The following is a 16,816-nucleotide window of genomic DNA, read 5'->3' on the forward strand; positions in this document are numbered from 1 at the left end:
CCGGTTCCTGAAAGCCTCATGCCAAGGTGCGTATACGCCCGGCGTAGACTTTTGGTTTCACCGACGGGCCTTCTCGAGCCCGTCGAACGGAGGTCAAGTGGCCGGAAATGCGACCACCCGGTTCGGCAACGTGTCGTTGCTGTCGGTGGCGAGCGTGCTGCCGAGCAGGGTGACCACCTCCGACGACATCGAGGACCGCCTTTCCGCCGCGCTGGCCCGACTCCGCCTGCGTCCCGGACTGCTCCGCCGTGTGGCCGGTGTCAACGAGCGGCGCAATTGGGCGGAGGGCGAGTCATCGGATGACGCCACCATCGCCGCCGGTGCGAAAGCCCTCGCCGATGCGGGTGTCGCGCCGGGGGAGGTGGGCCTTCTCATCAACACCTCGGTGACCCGCAAGCACCTCGAGCCCTCGGTGGCGGTGCGCCTGCACCACGGCCTCGGCCTTCCCACCTCGGCGATCAACTTCGACATCGCCAACGCCTGCCTCGGGTTCGTCAACGGCATGAGCCTCGCCGCCGGCATGATCGAGTCGGGCCAGATCCGCTACGCCATCGTCGTCAACGGCGAGGACGCCGACGAGATCCAGGTCAACACCATCAATCGCCTGGTGAATTCCAACGCCGACCGGGACGGATTCATGAGCGAGTTCGCCTCGCTCACCCTCGGATCGGGCTCGGCGGCGGCCGTCCTCGGCCGCGCCGACGAGCATCCCGAGGGCCACCGGCTGCTCGGCGGAGTGACCCGCGCGGCCACCCAGTTCCATGAGCTCTGCGTCGGCAGTGTCGACGGCATGTTCACCGACGCGAAGGCACTCCTCAAGGGCGGCCTGAACCTCGTCGTGTCGGCGTGGAAAGAAGCGGCACCCGAATGGAAGTGGTCGGGCATGGACCGCTACATCACCCACCAGGTCTCCTCGGTGCACACCGGCGCGATCGTGAAGGCGGCGAAGCTCGACCCCGAGCGTGTACCGGTCACCTACGACCGCTACGGCAACGTCGGGCCCGCGTCGATTCCGATCACCCTCGCCGAGCAGCAGTCGTCGCTGGGGCGCGGCGACCGGGTGCTCCTCATGGGCGTCGGCTCAGGGCTGAACACCGCGATGATGGAACTGGCCTGGTGACGGACCGGTGACCTCGCCGGCAGCGCTGCCCCCCGAAGGCCTTCCCGGACTCGATCCCCGGTTCTCACGCCTCCTCGCCGTTCCCGGCCGGGGCGTGGACGAGCGGATGACGCGCACCTGGCACGTCCTGGACACCGGCCCCGAACTCGAAGCGCTCGGCGTGACGCCGCGAGGGACGATCCTCGCCGTGCACGGCAACCCGACCTGGTCGTACCTCTGGCGAAGTGTCGTCGCAGGCTCGTTCGCGGCCGCGGAGGCGGGTGAGCCCGCGTGGCGGGTCGTCGCCGTCGACCAGCTCGACATGGGCTTCTCCGAGCGCACCGACGTGCCGCGCCCGCTCGCGCAGCGCGTGCGCGACCTCGCCGCGCTCACCGACACCCTCGAGCTCACCGGCCCGGTCGTCACCCTCGGGCATGACTGGGGCGGAGTCATCTCGCTCGGGTGGGCGATCGACCACCCGGAGCTGCTTGCCGGGGTCTTGCTCCTCAACACCGCCGTGCACCATCCCGAGGGGGTGCCGATCCCCGCGCCACTGCGCGTCGCGGGAGCGCGCGGCATGCTCGCCGCGTCGACGGTGCAGACGACGGCGTTCCTCGACACCACCCTCGCGCTGGCCTCCCCGGCGCTGAGCCCCGAGGTGAAGGCGGCGTTCCGCGCGCCGTACGGCACCGCCGAGCGCCGCCGCGCCATCGGCGGATTCGTCGCCGACATCCCCGTCGACTCCCGCCATGAGAGCTTCGCCGAGCTGCAGCGGATCGCCGACGGCGTCAGCGGCCTGACGGTGCCCGCCCTGATGCTCTGGGGGCCTCGCGATCCGATCTTCGGCGACCGGTACCTCGACGACCTCGTCGACCGGATGCCGGGGGCCCACGTCCACCGTTTCGAAGGCGCCGGGCACCTCATCGCCGAGGATCGCGACTACGCCGGCGCGGTGCTCGCCTGGCTCGCCGAACCCCACAGATTCGCGCCAGACTCACACTTCTCCGGCGGAGAGGTGGGGAGTTCGCGCGATTCTGTGAACTTGGCGGAGGGCTCGGGTGCGGGCGCGACGAGTGTGGAAGCGCAGAGTGCCGCGGGCGGCGGGGTGGAGGCGCAGGGCGCCGGTGGCGCCGCCGGCGAGGCGGACGCCGCGGACTGGACGCCCCTCTGGGAGCGCCTCGACGCGCGTCGCGACGACGACGCGACCGCCGTCATCGAGATGGGCGCGACCGGCGCCACCCGCCGGGTGAGCTGGCGGGTGCTGGATGACCGCGTCCGCGCCCTCGCCGCGGGACTCGCCGCCCTCGGCGTGCGGCCGGGCGACCGCGTCTCCCTCCTCGTGCCTCCGGGCCCGAGCCTGACGGCGATCACCTACGCGTGCCTCCGCATCGGGGCGGTCGTCGTCGTCGCCGACGCCGGACTCGGTTTGAAGGGACTCACCCGCGCGGTGCGCGGCGCCTGGCCCGACGTCGTCATCGGGGAACTCCCCGGCCTCGCCGCTGCGCGTGTGCTCGGCTGGCCCGGCGTCCGCATCTCCGTGCCGACCCTGCCATCTGTGACCGCCCGCGCCCTCGGCATCCGGCACAGCCTCGCCGACGTCACGCGCGCCGGCGCCGCCGCCGACCTCCCGCCGAGCCCCGGCCCGGACGACGCCGCCGCAATCCTCTTCACCTCCGGCTCGACCGGCCCGGCGAAGGGCGTCGCCTATACGCACCGGCAGCTCTCGGCTCTCCGCGACATCCTCGCCACTCACTTCGACGTGTCGCCGGACACCGGCCTCGTCACCGGCTTCGCCCCCTTCGCCCTCCTGGGGCCGGCGCTCGGGACGCTGTCGGTGACCCCCGACATGGACGTCTCGGCGCCCCGCACCCTCACCGCGACCGCGGTCGCCGCGGCGGTGCGCGCATCGCAGGCGCGCATCGTGTTCCTCTCACCGGCGGCGATCCTCAACGTCGTCGCCACTGCCGACGCCCTCACCGCCGAAGACCGCGCGGCGCTCGGCGGCGTCGAGACGTTCCTCTCCACGGGCGCACCGATCAGCGAGGCCCTCCTCGCTGCCGCCGCGCGCATCATGCCGAACGCGACAGCGCACACCCCGTACGGCATGACCGAGTGCCTCCTCGTCACCGACATCACCCTCGACGGGATCCGCGCGGCAGCTGACGCCCCCGATGCCGGGGTCTGCGTCGGGACGCCGATCGGCGCCAACCGCGTCCGCATCAGCGCCCTCGACGCCGAAGGTCGCGCCGCCGGCACGCCGACCGAGAGCCCCGGCGTGCTCGGCGAGATCCTCGTCTCGGCCCCGCACCTGAAGGACCACTACGACCGCCTCTGGCTCACCGACCGCGAGGCCGCCCGCGAGACGCCTGACGATGGTGCGCGCTGGCACCGCACCGGCGACGTCGGACACCTCGACGCCGATGGGCGCCTCTGGGTCGAGGGGCGCGTGCCGCACGTCTTGGTCACCGCAGACGGACCGCTCGCCCCGGTCGGGCCGGAGCAGCAGGTCGAGCGTGTCGACGGCGTGCGCCGGGCGGCTGTGGTCGGGGTGGGCCCGCACGGACTTCGCCAGGCCGTCGCGGTGATCGAGACCGATCCGGGCGCGAAGAACCCGGGCCTGGCGACCCCCGAGCTCGCCGCCCGCATCCGTGCCGCGACCGACACGCCGCTGGTGGCTGTGCTCGCCGTGCCGGCGCTTCCCACCGACATCCGTCACAACTCCAAGATCGACCGCAGCCGCCTGTCGGGCTGGGCCGAGCGCCTCCTCGCCGGCGAGAGGCCGACGGCGCCGTGAGGGTCCTGGTCACCGGGGCCTCCGGCTTCCTCGGCGGTGCCGTGGCGGCCGACCTCGTCGCCGCAGGACACGAGGTGCGCACCCTCCAGCGCCGCCCGTCCGGTGTCGCTGGAGCCGACGACATCCTGGGCTCGGTGACGAACGCGGATGCCGCGGCACGCGCGCTCGACGGCGTAGAGGGCGTCATCCACCTCGCCGCCAAGGTGTCGCTCGCGGGCGACCCGCGCGAGTTCGAGGCGGTGAACGTCGGCGGCACCCGCACGATCCTCGACGAGGCCGAACGTGCCGGGGTGTCACGGTTCGTCTTCGTCTCGTCGCCGTCGGTCGCCCACGCCGGAACGGCGCTCGCCGGGGTCGGGGCCGAGCCCGCGTCGCCCGAGCACGCGCGGGGCGACTACGCCCGCACCAAGGCCATGGCCGAGCTCCTCGCCCTCTCGCGAGACACGGCTCGGATGCCGGTGGTGGCGATCCGGCCGCACCTGGTGTGGGGGCCGGGCGACCCGCAGCTGGTGGAACGCATCGTCGCGCGAGCGCGCGCCGGGCGGCTGCCGCTGCTGAACGGCGGCACCGCACTGATCGACTCCACCTACGTCGACAACGCCGCGACGGGTATCACCGCCGCCCTCGCCCGCGCCGAGCACGCGCACGGGCGCGCGTTCGTGCTGACCAACGGCGAGCCGCGCGCGGTCGGGGATCTGCTCGCCGGCATCTGCCTCGCCGCGGGCGTCGCGCCGCCGCGCTGGAGCATTCCGGCCGGCGTCGCGCGCGCCGCCGGTTCGCTCGTCGAACGGATCTGGGCGGTGCGGCCCGGTGAGGACGAGCCCCCGATGACCCGGTTCCTCGCCGAGCAGCTGTCCACCGCGCACTGGTTCGACCAGCGCGAGACCCGCGAGGCCCTCGCCTGGGCGCCCGCGGTCTCGATCGACGAGGGCCTCGCTCGCCTCGCCGATCACTACGGCGTCGCGCGCCGAAGCTAGGCCGCGAGCGGCACCCGCAGCGCGAGCGACTCGATCGCGAGGCGGTACTCGTCGATCATCCGCTCGCGCGACAGACGCGGCCGTGCCGCGAGCGCCAGGCGCCGGAAGGCCGGCCGCGCGGCGAGCACCCGGTCCCAGGCCCCGGCGATCTCGGTCGGGTCATGCGCGGTCACGACCCCGAACCCTTCGACGACACGGGCGGCGTCACCGACTGCGGTCGTGACGGGGGTCGCGCCCGAGGACGCGCCCTCGATGAGGCACAGCGGCGACGCCTCGCCGAAGGCGCTGGTGAGCGCGACGATGTCGGCGATGCGGTGGAGGGCCGGCATGTCGTCGCGAATCCCCAGCAGCTGGATTCGAGCGGATGCCGCGACCCCGGCCTCCGCGAACGCGGCACGCAGCGCAGGGTTCGCCGCCGACATCCCGGCCCCGCACATCAGGTAGTGCGTATCGGGTCGCCGCCGGGAGTGCGCGGCGACCGCGCGGAGGAAGAGTCCGGGGTTCTTCATCGCGTCGAACCGTGCGGCGAAGAGCACCACGGGTGCGTCGGCGGGGATTCCGAGTGATCGCCGGATCGCCGCGCGCTCGCGGGCCGTCCCCGGCCGGAACCGCTCCGTGTCGATGCCGTTCGTCACCACCTGTGACGCGACGGCTTCGCCGACGACCTCGCGGTAGGCGTCGCGGGTCGACTCCGCGCAGGAGATCGCCGCAGAGACGAGTCCCGTCCGTGCCGCTTCGCCGAGCCAGTCGCGCGCGGCTCCTGCGTGCGACGGGTCGGAGCGGTGGAGGCAGACGGCGACCGGCACGTCGGGCATCATCCCGCGCTCGCGGAGCGCGAGCAGCAGGCCCAGCGGCTGCTCCTTCAGCGACACGACGATGTCGGCCCGGGCGATCATCGCCGCCGCGCGGCGGAGGTGACGCGGGCCGAAGGTCTCGGGCCCGAGCGGCGCGTCGACCGCGGTGCGGCCGAGGCTTCGCACCTGCACGCCCGCCTCGACGAGGCGACGGCAGCGCGGGTCATCCCACATCACCTGCACGGTCGATTCGCGCCGCGCACGCACCGCGACCGAGAGCACGTGATGACTCTGCCCGCCGGCGTGCAGCCCCGCGACGACGTCGGTATGGAGCACCCGCGCCCCTCCGGCGAAGAACCCTTCGTACAGCGACAGAACCCGGAGGGGTGCGGTCATCGTGGCGCCTCTCATCGATCCGAGCCGTCAGACAACGGTTGGTCAATGCTCGGGTTTGGGCACCTCGAAGTCGATGAACGCAGAGCGTGGGGTGGGTGAACGACGGGTGACGGCTTCCAGCACCTGCTCTGCGGTGCGGGCGGTGTCGAGCCACGACGGGAGGGCCGCGCCCGCGGCGCGCGCGGCGCGCGTCATCCGCTCCCGATCCTCACGGTCGGCGAGCACGGAGCGGAGCGCGGCGGCGAAGGCCTCGGGGTCGGCGGGCGGCACGAGCACGCCGGCCCCGGTCGGCACCGTCTCGGGCACCGCGCCGGTGCGGCACGACACGATCGGCACCCCCCACGCGAGGGCCTCGTCGAACACCAGGCCGTACCCCTCGTAGCGCGTGGCGAGGGCGAACAGCGACGCCTGCGACCAGAGGGCGTCGAGCTCGTCATTCCCGATACCGCCGGCGATCCGCACGCGGTCCGCGAGTTCGAGATCGTCGCGCAACGCCGGCAGCGAGGCGGAGAACTGCTGATCCCACGGTGTCCCGACGATCTCGGCACGCCAGTCGAGGTCGGTCACCCGCGCGAGCGCGCGCAGCAGCACGTCGTGGCCCTTCCGGGGATGCTGGATGCCGACCGACAGGATCAGGGGCGGCTCGCTCACCCGCCTGACCCCGCGCGCGGGATCGGTGCCGGGTCTGGCCACCGTGATCGCGCCGGGGTCGGCGCCGTACTCGTCGATGAGGATGCGCGCGGTGTGCGGGCTCGGAACGAGCACTGCGGCGGCGAGGCGCAGATTGTCGCGCTCGTTCGTGAAGAGGTACTCCCGCCGCTCCGGTGTCAGACCCTCCTCGTGGGCGAGCGGGTGATGGACCACCCCGACGATCGGCGCGCGCACCCGCGCGAGGGCTGCGGTCGGCATCGCGCCGAATACGAATCCGTCGAGGATGAGCGGGTGCCGCGGGTCGACCTGCAGCAGGGCCGCGACCGCGGCATCCGCCTCGGCTTCGGAAGGATCGGGGAAGGACCCCGTCAGCGGCACGTACGCGGTGTCGACACCGATCTCGCGCAGCCCGAGAAGCAGACGCTTCTCGTAGAGGTAGCCGCCGGTGACGGTGTCGAGGTCGCCGGGGATCGCGAACGCCGCCTGCACGCTCACGCCTGCTGCTCCGGGGCGTACACGCGCAGCACCCGTGACTCGATGGCACCGACCAGGGCGTATCCGAGGGCGGAGAGCGCGGTGACGGCGACCACCGCGACGGCGAGCAGGTCGTAGCCCGACTGCGAGGCGGCGAGGGCCATCGCCGCGCCCACGCCGGTGCCGATCGCGAGCCATTCCACGACGGTGACGGCGAGCACCGCGGCCGGCACGCTCATGCGGGCGGCGGCGAAGAATGCGGGGAGCATGGCCGGGATCCGCACCCGCACCAGCTGCACGCGCGCCGGCGCGCCGTAGCTGCGCAGCACGTCGAGCGCCTGGCCGGGCGCCTGGCGGAGGCCCTCGAGGCACGCGATGAGGGTGGGGAAGAAGACCATGAGCGCGACGAGCGAGATCGCCCCCACCGGTCCGCGACCCAGGAGCAGGATGACGAGGGGCGCCGTGGTGACGATGGGAACGGCGCGCAGCGCGATGGCGATCGGCATCGACACGGTCGCCGCCCGCGGCGCGAGCGTCAAGGCGATGGCACCGACGGCCCCGACCGCGAGCCCGGCGAGATACCCGGCGATCGCGAGCACGGCGGTCTCGCCGAGGGCGGCGAAGAGGATGGCGCGCACCCCGCCGCCGTCGTCGACGCCGGCGAAGATCCGGATGACGTCGACCGGCGTCCGGGCGAAGAACGGGCTGATGCCGGTGAGACTCGATCCCGCCCCACCAGAGCGCGACGATGACGACGATGAACGCGACGGCGGTGATCGCGGCGCTGCGCACCCGTTCCCGCCGCGGCAGGCGCGGCCGGGCCGGCGCGAGGATGAGCGGCGGCCGCTCGATGACGAAGCGCCGCCCGATCGCGCCGATCACGACGTACGCGACGACCGAGACGACCGTGGCAACGGTGGCCAGCGCCCAGGTGAGCTGGATGTCGAGGTCGCGCGATGCGCGGATCGTCAGCACTCCGAGCCCGCTCTGCGCGCCGGTGAACTCCCCCACCATCGCGCCGAGGAACGCGGCCGGGGCGGCGATCTGCAGCCCCGCGATCAGGTACGGCAGGCTGGCCCGGGCGCGCACGTACACCAGGGCCGCGCCGGCCCCGCGGCCGTAGCTGCGGACGAGGTCGAACCAGGTGGCGGGCGCCGCGCGCAGCCCCACGAGGAGCGGGATCATCGTGGTGTAGTACACCGCGAGGGCCGCGAGGACGACCTGCGGGCCGTCGCCCGGACCCAGGATGACGCGCAGCACCGGCCCGGTCGCGACGAGGGGCAGGCAGAAGACCACGAGCGCGACGGCGGTGACGACCCGCTCGGTCGCCGGGAGCAGGACGGCCAGGGCGGCCAGGGCGATCGCGGCGAGATTCCCGAGGACGAACCCCGCGAGGGCTGCCTGCCCGGTGACGAGGAGCGCCCGCCACAGCAGCCCCGCCTGGGTGACGAGGGCGAGAGCGACCTCGCTCGGCGCGGCGAGCACGAAGGCCGACGTGAGAAGGCGAGCCGCGATCTCCCACGCGACCAGCAGCAGGATGACCGCGATGGTGGTGTCGCGCCAGGCCCGGGCGCGTGTCGTGATGGCCGTCGTCATGCCGCCCGCGACCGCGAAAGCGCTTCGGTCACCGCGGCGACGACCCGGTCGAACCCCGCGGCGTCTTCCCGCGGCACGGCGATGTCGGCCACCACTCGCGCCGGGCGCGGACTCAGCACGACGATGCGATCGGCGATGCGCGCGGCCTCCGAGATGGAGTGGGTGACCAGCAGCGTCGTGGTGCCGCGCTCGCGCCAGAGCGGGGGGAGCTCGGCGATGAGGTCCTGCCGGGTGAGTTCGTCGACGGCGCCGAAAGGTTCGTCCAGGAGCAGGAGGCGCGGCTCGGTGATGAGTGCGCGGGCGATGGCCGCCCGCTGGCGCATCCCGCCCGACAGCGCCGCGGGCCGTGCGTCACCGAAGCCGTCGAGACCGACGCGCGCGATCATGCGGTCGATCGCTGCTGCGTCGACCTCTCGGCGGGTGAGGGTGAGCGCGAGGGCGGCGTTCTGGCGCACGCTCCGCCAGGGGAGGAGCGAGGGGTCCTGGAACGCGACGGCCAGGTCGCCGCGCTCGGCGACGGCGTGCGGCGAGTCGCCGTCGATCGTGATCGAACCGGAGGTCGGGTCTTCGAGTCCGGCGATCATCCGCAGGAGCGTGGACTTGCCGCATCCCGATGGCCCCACGAGGGCGGTGGTCGAGCCGCCGGCGAAGGCCAGATCGAGCGGGGCGACCGCCTCGAGCCCTTCGGCGTAGACCTTCCCTGCGCCCTCGACGAGGACCCGGGGCTCAGCTGCCATGGACTTCTTCCAGCACCGACCGATCCCAGAGGTCTGCCGGAACGTCCTGTCCGAGCAGGGCGAGTGTCTCGCGGTTCTGCGCGACGGACTCATCCGTCCACCACCCGAACCCGTTCCCGTCGGTGACCTCGGAGAACATCAGCGGCACCTGCCGCTCGGCCTGCAGCTCCTGCGTCTCGAGGTCGAGACCTGCGTCGGGGAACATCTCCAGCGTGAGGGCGGCCGCGGCAGCGGTGTCGGCGCGGTACTCATCCCATCCGCGCACCTCGCCGCGCATGAGGGCGACCAGGTCGGCGCGCCGGCTCGCGAGGCTCTCCTCGGTGGCGATGTAGGTCTGCGAGTGCAGGGCGTAGCCGTAGTCGGCCATCAGCATGGTGACGCTCTCCACCCCCTGCACGGTCATCGCGACGGGCAGGTCGGTCTCCCAGCAGAGCAGGCAGTCCACTTCGTCGGCGAGGAGGGGCTGGGCCGAGTACTGCGTCGGCACCACCTCGATGCCGTCGACATCGACGTCGTTCAGGGTGCACAGCGTCTCGAGCACGGGGGTGTTCGCCAGGGCCATGCCGATCCGCTTGCCGACGAGGTCGGCGGGTTCGTCGACCGGGTTCGCGGGGAGGGAGGCGATGACGAACGGGTTCTTCTGCATGGCGACGCCGATGATCTTGAACGGCGCCCCCTCGGCGACCGCGGCGGCGGTGTAGTCGGCAGCTGAGATGCCGATGAGCGCCGACCCCGACACCACGGGGGGCTCGACGGGGGCGTTGGGGCCTCCCTGCAGGAGGGCGACGTCGAGGCCTTCGTACCAGCCGCGATCCTGCGCGATGTAGCTGCCGCCGAACTGCACCGAGTGCAGCCACGACAGTTGGAGGGATGCCGCGCGGGCCGCGTCTGCGCTGCCGAACAGCCCTCCGGGGCGTGTGCTCAAGCCGATACCGGCCGCTGCGATGCCGGCGACACCGACGATGCCGGCGCCGAGCAGGGTCCGCCGGGTGATGGTCTTGCGGTCTGTCATGTCGTGGTCTCCAGGGTGCGACGGCGGGTCCAGACGAGGGCGAGGCCGGGAAGCGAGGCGACCAGGGCCATCAGCCCGAAGGCGGCGCTGGTGGCGAAGGCTTGGGCTGTGGTGAGGCCGGCGATCGGAAGCAGCGCGACGGCGGCGCCCTCGCGCATGCCCCAGCCGCCGACCGAGATCGGCAGCAGCATCGCGAAGAGTACGAGCGGGATCACCGCGAAGACCGCTCCGAGGGGGAGCGGGGCGCCGACGGCGGCGGCGCAGCATGCGAACGCCGCGAGGATGCACACTGTCGCCCCGGCACTGAGGAGCACCTGGGCCGGGAGCACACCCGGGGCAGCGAGGCTCCGGCGGGTGCCGTCGACGAGCCGACCCAGCCAGGAGCCGGAGGCGGGCGGAGCGAACCGCACGCGCAGGATGAGGATGAGCCCGGCGGCCGCGAGGGCCAGGAGCGCCGCCGAGATGCCCGCGGCGAGTGCGGGAGGCCACGTGATGCCGCCGGAGGCGAAGAGGGTGGCGAGGAAGGCGGCGGCGAAGACCGCGAGAAGGGCGACCTGGCCGACGCCCCGCTCGACGACGACGGCCCCCACCGATCGACCGAGCGTGGCCTGGTGGCGGGTGCGGGCGGCGCGGGCGGCGTCTCCGACGACCCCGCCGGGCAGGGTGGTGTTGACCAGCTGGGCGAGGAAGTACTCGCGGATCGCATGGCCGCCCGAGAGGTCGATGCCGAGCGGGGCGGCGGTCACCCGCCAGCGGAGCGCGGAGAGAACGGTGTGGGTGGCGAGGAGGACGCAGGCGGCGAGCAGCCACCAGGGGTTCGCGGTGAACAGGATGTCGAGCACGTCGACCCCGCCGGCGACCTGCCACACGACCACGAGGATCGCCACGGTGATGATGGCCTGGCCGAGGCGGATGAGCGCGGGCCGGCCCGAGTCATCCGCATTCCGACGCAGTTCATGGATGTCGACGCCGAACGACCACGCCAACAGGGCCGCGGTGACGATCACGATCGCGATCGCGACGGGAGCCGGGAGGAACGGGATCTGCAGTGCGATGAGGGCGATGAGCTGGAGGACGCAGATGACCTTGCGGCTGTACCGGGGGCGGACGGGGCCGTTCAGCCACGGGTAGGCGAGGGCGGCGGCGCCGAAGAGGTAGCGGGGGAGGCCGAGGAGGATCGCGAGGGGGCCGGCGGGTCCGAGCCCGGCGAGCAGGGCGAGGACCAGGGCGAAGGCCGAGTCGACCTCCATGTCGAAGCTCGCCCCGAATCGTGACGACAGCCCCTGGCGGCGGGCGAGGTATCCGTCGACGCCGTCGAGGCTGAGCGCGACGATGCTGACCGCGATGACCGCGACGGGGTGACCGCCGCCGGCGAAGAGGACGGCGAGGAGGAAGGCCACGACGGTGAGCCGGATGAGGGTGACCACGTTCGCGCCGCCGAGACGTGCGAACGGGTGGTGACGGGAGAGGGCGACGGTGGACCCGACGAGCGCGAGGGTGAGCGCCGCCGCGGCGGCCAGGATCGCCTCGATCGGAAGACCGATGGCAAGGGTCCCCGCCATCGCCGCGCCGAGGCAGATGAGGGTCAGGGGCGTGAACCGGGACACAGCGGGCCGGTTTTCGGCCGTGTCGGAGTGACCGGCCGCGGCGTGCGGTGCTCCCGTGGCCGTGCTCTCACGGGCGACGGTCATGACTCGACGCTACCGCCCGCGCGAGCGGGTGGCGCTGATTGCGAGGTCTCCGAGGGCTGAACCGTCGCCAAGGGAGCTCTTCGGGATGACGCTGATCCGACCGTTGCTCTCGAGGATGACGGCGGCGATCGCGGCGAGATCGCCCTGCCCGGTCTGCCGCACCGCCTGCGTCACATCAGCCGGCGACACCCGGTTGCGCTTGAGGCTGGAATGGTCCATCCGGCCGTCGCGGAGGAGCACGCTCGGCTCGGCGGTCACGGCCTTGCGGGCGCCGCCGGACCGGGAGGTGACGAAGGCGACGACGATCTGCAGGATCACGAGGAGGAGGAGCGCGGCCGCCCCCTCCCAGAACGACACGTCGGAGCTCAGCAGGATCGTCGCGAGCGTCGAGCCGAGTGCGACCGTCACGATGAAATCGAAGGCGTTGAGCTGCGCGAGCGTGCGCTTCCCCGATACGCGAAGGGAGACGATGAGGGCCGCGTAGGCGGCGACCCCGACGGCGATGACGCGGAGGATGTCGGACCAGCTGTCGAACCACATCCGGCCACGGTAGGCGCGCGTGGGGTCTGCGGCGAACCGGGTTGCGCGACGGAATGTCTCTCGCTATCCGCGACGCGGGAAGGCCCAGGACATCACGCCGCGGTGACCTCGGCCTCATCGGCCTCCTCGCGGGGGTCTATCCCGAAATTGTCGCGGAACACGAAATCGGGGTCGTAGCGTCGCTTGATCTCGCGCAGGCGGGCCAGGGTCGCGGGTGGGAAGGCCTCGCGGATGCGCTCGGGGCGCAGGGACGAATCGAAGCTGAGATAGGCACCTGTGCTGTGGGCCGCGATGTCGCGCCACGCGGCATCCACTCGCGCCTCACTGCCGCCGAGGGCCAGGGCGGAGAAGGCGGCGGAACGGTGTGCGTAGGCAGTGGCGTCGGGCGAGACGTCGGAGACGGCACCGCCCACCGCCCGGAGCTGGAAGAAGGCGATCGCGCCGGTGCCCAGCATCCGCTCGGTGGCCTCCGCGACCTCGGGGGTGATCCGTTCCAGCATGCCCGAGCGGGAGTACGGTTCGCCGGCGCCGTGCTGCGGCCCGAGGTCGGCGTTGGCCATCACCTGGGCGTAGGTCGTCAGCTGGACCGATTGCTGCACGAGCGGCGCGAGATCCGCGAACGGCTGGAGCCGGTCGACGATCGTGGTCGGGTCGTCCGCATCCACCATGCCGTACAGCTGGACGATGTGCGGCTCTCCCTGCTGCGTCCGTGCGGTGAGGAGGAAGAGCGTGGTGTCGCGCGGGGCCCCGGTCATCATCCGGCCGAAGTCGACGAGGAAGCCGGCGAGGTCGTCGACCGCGAAGGCGAGCTGCACCCAGGCCACACGATCGACCTCGACGGCTTCGAACTCGAAGCCGGTGACGATGCCGAGGTTCGCACCCGCGCCGCGGACGGCCCAGAACAGATCGGGGTGATGATCTTCGTCGGCACGCACGAGGCTGCCGTCGGCGAGCATGATCTCGGCGGCGCGCAGCCGATCGATGGTGAGCCCGTGCGATCGGGAGAGGAAGCCGATGCCGCCGGCGGTGGCGAGCCCCCCGACGCCGACCCCGCCGTAGTCGCCCGAGCTGAGCGCCCACCCGTACTCCGACAGGGCGGCGGCGACCTCCATCCATCGCGCTCCGGGCCCGACGCGGACGAGTCGTCGATCGGCGTCGATCACCTCGATGGCGTTCAGGCGCCGCAGGTCGATGACGATCCCGCCGTCGTTGGTGCTGCGACCGCTGATGCCGTGCCCGCCGCTGCGGACGGCCAGCGGAAGAGCCGGATGCCGGCGGGCGAACGCGAGAGCCGCGGCCACCTCGGGGGTGTCGCCCGGTTGCAGCACGATCCCGGGGGACCCTCCCCGCATGTACGTCGAGCGGACGTCGGGGTAGTCGAAATCGCCGGGCTCGACGACGCGCATCCCCTCGGGGACGTCGTCGTAGGCGATGCCCTCTCGCCGCGCGGCGAGCGCGACCGAGGAGCGTGCGGACGCGGCGGCGGTGGCACGGGATCGACGCTCTTGCGCGACGAGGTCTCGCACGGCAGGCGCGATGTCTTCGCCGAAGGTGCGGAGGAGCCCCGGGTCGTCGGTGGCGAGGATGAAGGTCGAGATGCCGTCTTCGAGGGCGAAAGTCGCCACCTGTTCGATCCACTCGCGCGGATCGGCGGACAGTCGTCCGATGTTCAGCAGGCGTCGGATGTCGGTGGGCGCTCGGCCCGCTCCCGCCGCTGCCTCATCGATCGCGGCGTTGCCGCGTGCGAGGTCGCCCGGCTGCAAGTAGGCGAGGGACGGCAGCCAGCCGTCGGCCTTGCGTCCGGTGAGCGCGAGCATCCGGGGCTTGAGTGCGCCGATGATGATCGGCATGTCATGGGCGGGCCGTGGGCCGCGCTTGGCGCCGTGCATCCGGTAGTAGGTGCCCTCGGTGAAGACGCCGCGCCTCTCGTCGGTGTTCCACAGTTCGCGGATGACCTCGATCCCCTCCGCCAGGGCTGTGACGGCCTGACCGGGGGTGAGCCGTCGTCCGCCCATCGCCTCGATGGCGTCCCAGAATGCACCCGCACCCAGGGCAAGGTCGAAACGCCCACCCGAGAGCCTGTCGAGACTCGCTGCGGAGCGGGCGACGACCGCCGGGGGGCGAAGCGGGATGTTCAGGACGTTCGGGGCGATGCGCACGCGATCGGTCCGTGCCGCGACCCAGGTCATGAGAGTCCAGGTGTCCAGGAACGCGGGCTGGTACGGGTGGTCCTGGAAGGTGACGATGTCGAGCCCGGCCACCTCGGAGAGCTGCGCCAGGGCGACCGGGATCTCGGGGTCTGCGGCGGTGGGAGTGATGAAGGCGCCGAATTCGAGCGCGTGTCCGTAGTCCATGGGAATCCTCAGGGCGTGGGTGGTGTGGAGATGCCGGCGAGCAGGATGTCGAGCAGCAGCGCCTCATCGGCCGGGGCTCCGAGACGGACGGCATGTTCGATGCCGCACACGAGGCGATGCAGCCGGCCTGCGGTGAGATCGCGGCGGACGATGCCGGCGCGCTGTGCCCGGACGAGCACGGCTTCGTATCCGCGGAAGATCTGCCCGCGCGCCGCGGCGCAGGCGTCGTGCACGGCCGGCTCCGCGCGGGCCATGTCGGTGAGGAGGGGCTCCAGTCCAGCGTCTTCGAGTTGCAGTCGGAGCGCCGTGGCAAGGAAACCGCGCAGGGCCGCGCCGGGATCCGGCTCCTCGGCGGCGACACGGCCCGCTTCGGCGAGACGTTCGAGCGCGTCGAGACTGAGCGCTTCGACAAGCGCGCGCGGAGTGGGGAAGTGGCGATAGACGGTCCCGATCCCGACCCCGGCGTCACGTGCGACGTCGTTGAGACGGAGTGCGCGGAGGTCGTGAGTACGTGCCGCCTCGAGGATGCGGCTGCGACTGCGGACGGCGTCCGCACGTGGTGTCATGCGTCCAGGCTACACCTGAAACGGATGAACTATCCGTTTAATCTCCGAGCGAGCAGTGAACCAGCGTTCCGCAGCCAGCGCGCCGGCTCGGCGAGCGCCCGGGCCGACGAGCCGGCGAGGTCGGTCAGCGACACCCAGTCGAGGAGACCCGACCGGGGTACGTCGGCGGCGACGTGGCCCGCGACGAGCGCGACCGGTACGCCGTGCGTCGTCGCGAGATCCTGCACGTACGCCACGGTCTTGCCCGCTGCAGAAGAAGCATCGAACGACCCCTCGCCGGTGATGACGAGGGATGCCGCGGCGAGTCGTGCCGGCAGGTCGATCAGCTGCGCCACCGCCGGGGCGCCCGGGACGAGGTGCGCGCCCCACGCGAGCAGTCCGAAGCCGGTGCCGCCGGCGGCTCCCGCGCCCGGGGAGTCGGGGTCGACCTCGAGAAGGTCCGCGTAGCGGGCGAGCGCGGTGTCGAGGAGAGGGATGTCGCCGGGCGTCGCGCCCTTCTGCGGGCCGAACACCGCGGCCGCCCCGCGCTCGCCGAGGAGGGGGCTGGTCACGTCGGTGAGGACGGTCACGCCACCCGGCGGCAGGGGAGCGAGGTTCTGCAGATGGACGTGCGCGACGGTTGCGAGCCCGCGCGCGCCCGGCGCAATCGGCCGCCCCGCGGCATCCGTGAAGTGCGCCCCCAGCGCGGTCAGCATGCCCGCGCCGCCGTCGGTCGAGGCGCTGCTGCCGATGCCGAGGATCAGTCGCGACACCCCGTGCGTGAGCGCTGCGGCGATCGCCTCGCCGAAACCTCGCGTATCGGCATCCCACGGTCTGAGCTTCGGCGGTGTGCCGAGCAGCTCGATGCCGGAGGTCGAGGCGAGTTCCACCACGCCGGTCCCGTTCGGCGCGTCGTGGGTCGCGGGGAGCAGGAGCCAGGAGGACATCTGCTGCGCCCCGGGGATCGCCGCGGCGAAGGCCTCCAGGGTCCCCTCTCCGCCGTCGGCCATCGGGCACAGGATGATCTCGCGCCCGGGTTCGACGCTCCGCCACCCCTCGGCGATCGCGTGTGCAGCGTCAGCTGCGCGGATCGACCCTTTGAAGGAATCGATCGCGATGACGACCGGCGGGGCGGCAGAGTGAGTCATGGTTCCGC

The 16,816-nt window shown here is 72.6% G+C and carries 13 protein-coding genes and 1 pseudogene; 3 read left to right on the forward strand and 11 right to left on the reverse strand.

All coding sequences use genetic code 11. The annotated features are described in order from the left end of the window. The first annotated feature begins 97 nt into the window (after positions 1 to 97). Genes QSU92_RS12925 through QSU92_RS12935 form a run of 3 tightly spaced genes read left to right on the forward strand, consistent with a single transcriptional unit; the run spans position 98 to position 4,870 of the window. On the forward strand, positions 98 to 1,120 hold the full coding sequence (locus QSU92_RS12925; protein WP_289262504.1) for a 3-oxoacyl-ACP synthase III: 1,023 nt from the start codon (positions 98 to 100) through the stop codon (positions 1,118 to 1,120). A 7-nt stretch (positions 1,121 to 1,127) separates the two neighbouring features. After that, positions 1,128 to 3,893 (forward strand): alpha/beta fold hydrolase, encoded by a 2,766-nt coding sequence (locus QSU92_RS12930; RefSeq protein WP_289262506.1) that lies wholly within the window; start codon positions 1,128 to 1,130, stop codon positions 3,891 to 3,893. Then, positions 3,890 to 4,870, forward strand: coding sequence for an NAD-dependent epimerase/dehydratase family protein (locus QSU92_RS12935; protein WP_289262509.1), 981 nt, complete (start codon positions 3,890 to 3,892; stop codon positions 4,868 to 4,870). The genes QSU92_RS12930 and QSU92_RS12935 overlap by 4 nt, the downstream gene beginning before the upstream one ends. On the opposite strand, the gene QSU92_RS12940 is transcribed toward QSU92_RS12935, so the two are convergent. From QSU92_RS12940 to QSU92_RS12990, 11 genes and pseudogenes are all read right to left on the reverse strand, one after another. Then, a complete protein-coding gene (locus QSU92_RS12940; RefSeq protein WP_289262511.1) occupies positions 4,867 to 6,060 on the reverse strand; it encodes a glycosyltransferase in 1,194 nt (397 codons plus the stop codon). The two genes, QSU92_RS12935 and QSU92_RS12940, sit on opposite strands and share 4 nt — an antisense overlap. Before the next feature lie 42 nt (positions 6,061 to 6,102). Further along, positions 6,103 to 7,206, reverse strand: a complete 1,104-nt coding sequence (locus tag QSU92_RS12945; RefSeq protein WP_289262512.1) for a glycosyltransferase family 4 protein — start codon at positions 7,204 to 7,206, stop codon at positions 6,103 to 6,105. After that, positions 7,203 to 7,823: an ABC transporter permease gene (locus QSU92_RS12950; RefSeq protein ID WP_289262514.1), complete on the reverse strand. Its 621-nt coding sequence runs from the start codon at positions 7,821 to 7,823 to the stop codon at positions 7,203 to 7,205. The genes QSU92_RS12945 and QSU92_RS12950 overlap by 4 nt, the downstream gene beginning before the upstream one ends. Positions 7,824 to 8,103: 280 nt before the next feature. After that, a pseudogene (locus tag QSU92_RS17595) lies at positions 8,104 to 8,781 on the reverse strand (ABC transporter permease); the annotation flags it as partial. Then, positions 8,778 to 9,518: an ABC transporter ATP-binding protein gene (locus QSU92_RS12960; protein WP_289262534.1), complete on the reverse strand. Its 741-nt coding sequence runs from the start codon at positions 9,516 to 9,518 to the stop codon at positions 8,778 to 8,780. The gene QSU92_RS12960 and the pseudogene QSU92_RS17595, both read right to left, overlap by 4 nt. After that, complete coding sequence (locus QSU92_RS12965; protein WP_289262536.1) at positions 9,508 to 10,530, reverse strand: ABC transporter substrate-binding protein; 1,023 nt, start codon at positions 10,528 to 10,530, stop codon at positions 9,508 to 9,510. Before QSU92_RS12965 ends, QSU92_RS12960 begins: the two co-directional genes overlap by 11 nt. Next, a complete protein-coding gene (locus QSU92_RS12970; protein ID WP_289262538.1) occupies positions 10,527 to 12,221 on the reverse strand; it encodes a lysylphosphatidylglycerol synthase domain-containing protein in 1,695 nt (564 codons plus the stop codon). The genes QSU92_RS12965 and QSU92_RS12970 overlap by 4 nt, the downstream gene beginning before the upstream one ends. Before the next feature lie 9 nt (positions 12,222 to 12,230). Continuing rightward, positions 12,231 to 12,761, reverse strand: a complete 531-nt coding sequence (locus QSU92_RS12975) for a DUF421 domain-containing protein (protein ID WP_289262541.1) — start codon at positions 12,759 to 12,761, stop codon at positions 12,231 to 12,233. Positions 12,762 to 12,853: 92 nt separating this feature from the next. Further along, positions 12,854 to 15,115 (reverse strand): LLM class flavin-dependent oxidoreductase, encoded by a 2,262-nt coding sequence (locus tag QSU92_RS12980; RefSeq protein ID WP_289262543.1) that lies wholly within the window; start codon positions 15,113 to 15,115, stop codon positions 12,854 to 12,856. Positions 15,116 to 15,123: 8 nt separating this feature from the next. After that, on the reverse strand, positions 15,124 to 15,681 hold the full coding sequence (locus tag QSU92_RS12985) for a TetR/AcrR family transcriptional regulator (RefSeq protein ID WP_289262545.1): 558 nt from the start codon (positions 15,679 to 15,681) through the stop codon (positions 15,124 to 15,126). 29 nt (positions 15,682 to 15,710) lie between these two features. Further along, a complete protein-coding gene (locus QSU92_RS12990; protein ID WP_289262547.1) occupies positions 15,711 to 16,808 on the reverse strand; it encodes a glycerate kinase in 1,098 nt (365 codons plus the stop codon). Positions 16,809 to 16,816 lie beyond the last annotated feature (8 nt).

Source organism: Microbacterium sp. ET2, from assembly GCF_030347395.1.
GTDB classification, from domain to species: Bacteria; Actinomycetota; Actinomycetes; order Actinomycetales; family Microbacteriaceae; genus Microbacterium; species Microbacterium albipurpureum.